Consider the following 6,886-nt stretch of genomic DNA (forward strand, 5'->3'; position numbering starts at 1 on the left):
TTGCAGCTAACGCAAGCTGGCCACGCCGCGTCCGCCCTCCATGACCCACGGCCAGCTGAGGCCGTTCCTGGTCAGGACATCATTGCGGATCTCATCGGGAACGATCCATTCCTTGTGTGCATACCCCAGAAGGTACTCATCAAAGGCGGGGAGCTCGAGGCGAATTTTTAGGGCCTTCTCGATCTCGCTAGACGTGACATCCTCCTGCCAAGTGGCCATCCAGAAGTCCTGACCTTCGTGGAACACAGGTTGAGCAACCGTCGATGTCAGGGCCTTGGTGGCCTGAGATTTACTGAGCTTGGACCATGCTTGGAGGTCGGCTGCGGATACTGGCCCGTGCCCTTCGACATAGCGCTGGGCCAGCTCAGCAAGCGGTTCCTCCGGCTCGCGCTGGACGGTAGGTAGCGCGTCTACGTGGAGGAAAGTCTCTTGGTTGCCAGCTTTCGGGCCCTGCACGAGGTCACCGGCACCACCAAAGGCGCGGAGTAGGTGGGAGCCCCTGCCTTCAGTGGGATCAACACCAGCTTCAGCGAAAATCTCGTAGACTTCCGTGCGGCTCAGGGGTTCGGTCGCAGCGCTGTGAAGCGCTTCCGAGGCAGCTGCCACCATGTCTTCGCTCAGCCCCAAACTCGGCCGCCGAGATTTCTGGCTGGAAGCCATTCGTGGATAGAGGAGGCGGGACATCCAGCGGACGTCGGCAGCCGGCATGAAGTGCAGCGTGCCGCGCTGCGGCCAACAGCGCACCACGCGAAAGTGAGCAATGTCTTCGAGTACCTTTTGCTCATCGCAGCCAGCGCGAAGGGAAAGCGCTCTGATGCCGGCATCGTAGGTCTGGCCTTGGAGAGCGAGGAGATGCTCGGCAACATCGAGGGCTGACGCCAGAGTCGGCCGCGCGGCCGATGGTGCAAGGCCTTGAGCGATGAGCCGACGGGCGAGAAGCTCGTCGCGGGTAAGTTCCTTCATAGTTGTTTAGATGGCGTTTAGAGGCGGAAAGTCTTCATCAGCTGCATGCCCGTGGACACCAGCTGGCGGAAGCGCTCCGGCGAGATGTACTCCGAGGGCGCAAGCGGGTGCAGGCGCTGCTCGGCCACGGTGCGCTCGTTGGCCCACAGGCGCATGCCGGTAATACCGTGGCGGTGGTTCAGTCCAGATTCCTTGACGCCGCCACCGGGCGCGGCGATGGAGCCATAGGCTGCGGCGAAGCCCTCATTAATGTTGACCATGCCGGCCTCCAGCTGGGAGGCCACCTTCCACGCGCGGCGGGAGTTTCCAGACCACACCGATGCGGATAGGCCGTAGGCGGTGTCGTTGGCGAGCTGGATGGCCTCGGCATCGGAGCTTATAGGGTATACCGCCAGTACCGGTCCAAAAGTCTCGGTGGCATAGAGATCCATCTCTGGGGTCACACCAGTCAGCACGGTGGGCTCATAAAAGTATGGACCAAGGTCCGGCCGGGCCTTTCCTCCGTAGACCACGGTGGCGCCCTTGGACACGGCATCCTCCACGTGGGCTTTAACGGTATCGAGCTGGCGTTGCGAGGTCAGCGAGCCGATGGTGGCGGCATCGGAGAAGGCCGACCCGAGCACTTGCTGGTCCAGAGCGTTCTTGAGTTCTGCAAGGAACTCCTCAAAGACGCTCTCGTGAACATAGGCGCGCTCGGCGGACATGCACAGCTGCCCGGAGGAGGAGAATGCGGTGCGCACGGCACCTTGGGCGGTGGGCTTAAGGGGGGCGTCGTCAAGCACCAGCATCGGGTTCTTGCCGCCCAGCTCCAGCATCGTGGGGATGAGGCGCCCCGCTGCCTGGGTAGCAATGGACTTGCCGGCCTTGGTGGAACCGGTAAAGGAGAGGCCATCCACCAGCGGCACGAGGGCATCGCCCACCTCCGCCCCGCGGCCGGGAACCAGCTGCCAGGCGGCCTCCGGAAGGCCCGCCTCAATGGCTAGGCGTCGCAGCAGAATTGCCGTCAACGTGGTCTGGGAGTCCGGCTTGTGTACCACGGCATTGCCGGCCGAGAGTGCTGCCAGGACGTCGCCCACGCCCAGAGACAGGGGATAGTTCCACGGAGAGATAAGCCCCACCACGCCCAGCGGGTAGTGCTGCGTGCGCGTTTTAGTCAGTACGGGAAGCGCGCCGGGGTGGCGGTCAGCGCCAAAGGCCTTGCGGATATTGACCGCGTAGAAGCGCGCGCAGTTATACAGATCCATCAGCTCGTCATAGGCATGGGAGCGGGACTTGCCGTTTTCTGCCTGAATGAGATCGAGAATGAGCTCCTCATTCTCGTAAACGAGGTCGTGCAGGCGCAGCAAGATGGCAGCGCGGTCACCTTGACCAACGCCGGCGCGCGCATAATTGACGGCCTTCTCGACGTCCCCGGCGGTGGCGACGGGGAAGCTAAAGAGCTCCTCACCGCTAAAAGGCGCGTGAGCCTGGTGCTGCTCACCCGTGCCGCAAACATCGCGGGCGGGATCCGTGTCTAAGAAATTGAGCACTCGCTGGGGCAGACGGGTCTGAGTGAAGGTCTTCATGCGGTCTATTGTCCCAAAAATATGCGATGGCGCTATAGATTTTTCGAGATTTGTCTCACAAACTAAATTAATCGTGGTTAGGATGACGCTATGCCAATCCTCGCGACCACTCCACAGGCCCAGGTACGCGCGGCCGTCGAGCCGCTCGTCAGATCTGGAGAAAGCCCAGCGCCCGTAGGCGTCATTGACCTCGACGCATTCGACTACAACGCTGCACAGATGCCGGCCCGCTCCGGGGGACTGCCCATCCGCGTGGCCTCGAAATCAATACGCAGCGTGGCAGCACTTCGCCGCGCTCTCGAGCATGAGGGCTACCGTGGCATCCTCGCCTATTCCGTTCCGGAGGCGCTGCATCTAGTGGAGGAGGGTTTCCGCGACATCGTGGTGGCCTACCCGAGCGTCAACCGCAAGGCTCTGCGTGAGCTCGCAGCGGATGACACCGCGCGCGAGGCTATCACCATCATGGTGGATAGTGCTGAGCTCTTAGACCTGCTTGAGGGCTCCCTGCGTGTGGCCATCGACATTGATTGCACCCTTCACTTGCCGGGCGCGGTTGTGGGCCCGCGGCGCTCACCCGTGCGTACGCCGGAACAGGTCTCGGTGCTTGCGCGCGAGATTCTTCGGCGCGGGCACCGGCTTGTCGGTCTCATGGCCTATGAGGGGCAAGTGGCATCCGTTGCGGATGGCCTGCCGGGTCCGGTGGGAGCGGTCAAGCGCTGGCTGCGCACCAAGTCCATGGCGGACTTGGCCCCGCGACGCCGAGCCTGCGTGGAGGCCGCGCGGGAGGTGGCGGACATTGAATTCGTCAACGGTGGTGGAACGGGTAGCCTCCAGGAATCCGCGGCCGAGGGAACCTTGACCGAACTGGCCGCTGGCTCCGGTTTCTACACGCCGGCGATCTTCGATGACTTCACAGGCATCAACCACAAGGCGGCCGCGTTCTTCGTCTGCCAAGTATCCCGTGTGCCCGCGCCGGGCTGGGCGACGGTCAACTCCGGCGGCTGGATCGCCTCCGGGCCGCCCGCGAAGGATCGCGTTCCGGTTCCGGTGTGGCCGGCAGGGCTGAGCTACTCCAGCACGGAGGGTGCCGGTGAGGTGCAGACACCGCTGCATGGGGCCGCTCTGAACGTCGAGGATCTGGTGTGGTTCCGCCACGCCAAGGCCGGCGAAATGACAGAAAACGTCGACCACCTCCTCGCCGTCGGACACGACGGTGTTGATGTATGGGACACCTATAGAGGACAAGGATGGACACTCCGATGACAACAACTTTTAGCAATTGGGCAGGATCGGTCACCACGAAACCGCAGGAGTTTGTGCAGCCCTCCCGAATCGATGAGATTCCTGGCATCATCAGCCGCGCCCGCAGCGTGCGCGCGGTCGGTGCGGGTCACTCCTTCACTCCCATCGCAGCGGGGGAGGAGACCATGCTCAATCTCGATCACGTGAGTGGACTGGTGAGCGTCGATAAGCAGCGCAAACGCGTCCGATTCCTGGCGGGCACTCGGTTACGTGATGTCCCAGCCCTTCTGCGCCCCTTTGGTCTTGCCCTGGCTAATCAGGGCGATGTGGACCCGCAATCGCTGGCGGGCGCGATTTCCACCTCGACCCACGGCACCGGCATCAATTACACGGGCTTTGCGGGCACGGTCACTGGGCTGACGCTTATCGACGCCGACGGCAACACCCGCTCCTATTCCATCGACGAAGACCCAGAACTCCTTCGCCTCGTGGTCGTCAGCGTGGGCGCGCTCGGCGTGGTTGTCGAAGTCGAAATGCAGTGCGTGGATGCCTTTGACCTGCTGGCTGAGGAGTCCGGCATTGCCTTCGATGAGCTGATGGATAACTGGGAGGAGCTCTCTAGGGGCGTCGACCACTTCGAGTCCTACTGGTTCCCGCACACCGACCGCGCGATGGTCAAGGCCAACACGCGCCTCGAACCGAACGGGGAGCGCCGCTCACGTCTCAAGGCGCTTATCGACGACGAGCTCATCGGCAACGGCGCCTTCGCCGCCGCCCTGGCGCTGGGACGTCTTATTCCGGGGACGATTCCGACGCTCAACAAGTTCGCCACATCGGTCATCTCCAATAACCGCTACCGTTCCGCCGCCCACGACGTTTTCGTTAGTCCGCGCCGGGTTCGCTTTCATGAGATGGAGTACGCAGTGCCGCTTGCCGACGGCCCCACCACCGTCCGCGAAATCCGCCGTTTCATCGACGAGCAGGATTGGCGCATCGGATTTCCGATGGAGCTGCGCACGACGGCCGCGGATGACGTTGCACTCTCGACGGCATCGGGCCGCGAATCGATGTACATTGCTTTCCACATTCCGCGTGCGCTCAACCCGCAGGATTACATGCCGAAGCTCGAGCCCATCTTGCGCGCAGCGGGCGGGCGCCCGCACTGGGGCAAGATGAACTCCCTGTCTCGGAGCGACTTTGCTCAACTTTATACAAGATTTGACGAGTTCTGCGAGCTGCGTGAAAAGATGGACCCTGATTGGAAGTTCGGCTCGCCCTACCTGCGAAAACTGTTCGGATAGGGACGTCGTCAAGCGTGGCACGACCCTGAGGACGGATTCGAAAGTATCTCTGATCTTTGGTAGCTTGTGGAAGTCTTAATTCCATAACACTGCTGAAGAAGGTGTCTCAAACGTCCTCTGAATCCCAGTCCCTCATTACGCCGACATTCGTGTTTGCGTGGTTGGTGAATTTCGCCCAATTTACGGTCTTCTATCTGCTTGTGACCATCATGGCGCTCTATGCCGTCGAGCAGTTCCAAGCTTCGGACACGGCGGGCGGGTTTGCCTCAAGTGCCTTCGTGGTGGGGGCGACGATTGCTCGCCTCTTTTCGGGCTACATCGTGGATGCTGTTGGGCGGAAGCGCTCGCTGGTTGTCTCCCTCATCGTGGTCACTGTGGCGATGGCGCTGTATTTCCCAGCTCAGTCTCTGCCACTGTTGTTCGCTGTCCGTATCTTGCATGGCTTTGGTTATGCGGTTGCCTCGACGGCTGTGATGGCCGTGGCGCAATCGGTGATTCCTGACCATCGCCGCGCTGAGGGAACCGGCTACTTCGCCTTGGGGACGACGCTGGCTACCGCTTTTGGTCCGGCGGCAGGTCTTGCGATTGTCCACAATGCTGGCTATAACACCGTGTTTCTGGTGGCGCTGACGCTGACGGTAGTGGCCATGGGCTTGGGGCTCGTCGTCAAGGCACCGGCGGAGGAGCGTCGCAGTGTGACCTTCTCCTTAGGGAATATTGTGCACCCGGCGGTGGCGCCGTTCGGCGTCTTCATCCTTTTGGTCGGTGTTGCTTATACGGGCATCATTACCTTCCTGAATGGCTATTCCGCTCACGCCGGTCTGGAGAAGGGCGCTAGCTATTTCTTCTTGGCTTATGCGGTTGTGAGTCTCATCCTGCGCTTTGTGCTGGGCAGGCTGCAGGATCGGCGCGGTGACAACATCATCATCTACTCCTCGCTCGTCTTCTTTATCGCTGGCTTGGCTGTCCTGGCTTCGGCTAGTGCCGATTGGCAGATTATTGTCGCGGGTGCTTTGGTGGGCATCGGATATGGATCTATCCTTCCGGCTGGTCAGGCAATCGCTGTGCGCCTGGTGCCGATGTATGAAATGGGTGCGGGGATCTCGACCTTCTTCTTGCTGCTGGACCTAGGCATCGGCTTCGGTCCGATTCTGCTGGGGCAGGTTATCTCCGCGACGGGATACTCCGCCATGTACTGGATGCTGGCGGCTTTGATGCTGGTTGCTTCTGTGGTCTACTTCATTGTTCATGGGCGCAAGGACGTTGCACGTGGTGACGTGCGCTACGAATAGATTCCACGTTGGTGGGATTTTTCGTTGGTTGGCGTCGAATGTTCTGGCTAACCCATGGTGGCTACCCCCGTTTATAGTAACGACTTGACGGGAATTTACCACAGGCTATAGCCATGTGTGGCGGTGGCCGCTAGGATTATGGTTAGAACACTTCTTCTAACACAGGTTTATCTCGGGGGAGATACCCATGACCACCACCGCTACACGCCCGCCTACCTTTTTCTTTTCCACCACCAACCCTAATAACCCACACGCCATAGCCCGCTCCAAAGCCCGCCGGGCCACCTATAAAACCTGGGTCGGGGCCATGCCCAGCCTGCACGCCGATATCAACACCACCGCACTATCCCTAGTCGCCGCCTGGTCACTGCCGGAAGGCCACATCAAATCCGGCCTGCGTGCTATCCACCGGCTAGAAAGTCTGCCGAAAGTCAAAGCCATACAAGACACCCACTGCCTGCTCGACATTGAATCCCTCATTGCTATCGATCAACCCATGTCAGCACTGACAGCCTTGACTGAT

5 protein-coding genes and 1 pseudogene are annotated in these 6,886 nt (G+C 61.0%); 4 read left to right on the top strand and 2 right to left on the bottom strand.

Annotated features, from left to right (window positions below; all coding sequences use genetic code 11):
- Positions 1-6: 6 nt before the first annotated feature.
- Together HMPREF3056_RS12595 and HMPREF3056_RS12600 are read right to left on the bottom strand one after the other, a co-directional pair.
- The gene (locus HMPREF3056_RS12595) at positions 7-963 is read right to left on the bottom strand and encodes a winged helix DNA-binding domain-containing protein (protein WP_070754979.1); all 957 of its coding nucleotides are present in this window, start codon (positions 961-963) and stop codon (positions 7-9) included.
- Positions 964-980: 17 nt separating this feature from the next.
- On the bottom strand, positions 981-2,528 hold the full coding sequence (locus HMPREF3056_RS12600) for a succinic semialdehyde dehydrogenase (protein WP_070754980.1): 1,548 nt from the start codon (positions 2,526-2,528) through the stop codon (positions 981-983).
- 90 nt (positions 2,529-2,618) lie between these two features.
- Between HMPREF3056_RS12600 and HMPREF3056_RS12605 the strand changes: the two genes are divergently transcribed.
- From HMPREF3056_RS12605 to HMPREF3056_RS12620, 4 genes and pseudogenes are all read left to right on the top strand, one after another.
- Entirely contained in the window at positions 2,619-3,791 is a 1,173-nt protein-coding gene (locus HMPREF3056_RS12605) for an alanine racemase (RefSeq protein WP_070701661.1), read from the top strand.
- Entirely contained in the window at positions 3,788-5,071 is a 1,284-nt protein-coding gene (locus HMPREF3056_RS12610) for a D-arabinono-1,4-lactone oxidase (protein ID WP_049155465.1), read from the top strand. Before HMPREF3056_RS12605 ends, HMPREF3056_RS12610 begins: the two co-directional genes overlap by 4 nt.
- A 101-nt stretch (positions 5,072-5,172) precedes the next feature.
- Positions 5,173-6,363 (top strand): MFS transporter, encoded by a 1,191-nt coding sequence (locus HMPREF3056_RS12615; RefSeq protein WP_070510226.1) that lies wholly within the window; start codon positions 5,173-5,175, stop codon positions 6,361-6,363.
- A gap of 187 nt (positions 6,364-6,550) precedes the next feature.
- Positions 6,551-6,886, top strand: a pseudogene (locus HMPREF3056_RS12620) (HNH endonuclease); the annotation flags it as partial.

Origin of the sequence: Corynebacterium sp. HMSC056F09 (assembly GCF_001815785.1) — a bacterium.
GTDB lineage: Bacteria > Actinomycetota > Actinomycetes > Mycobacteriales > Mycobacteriaceae > Corynebacterium > Corynebacterium hiratae.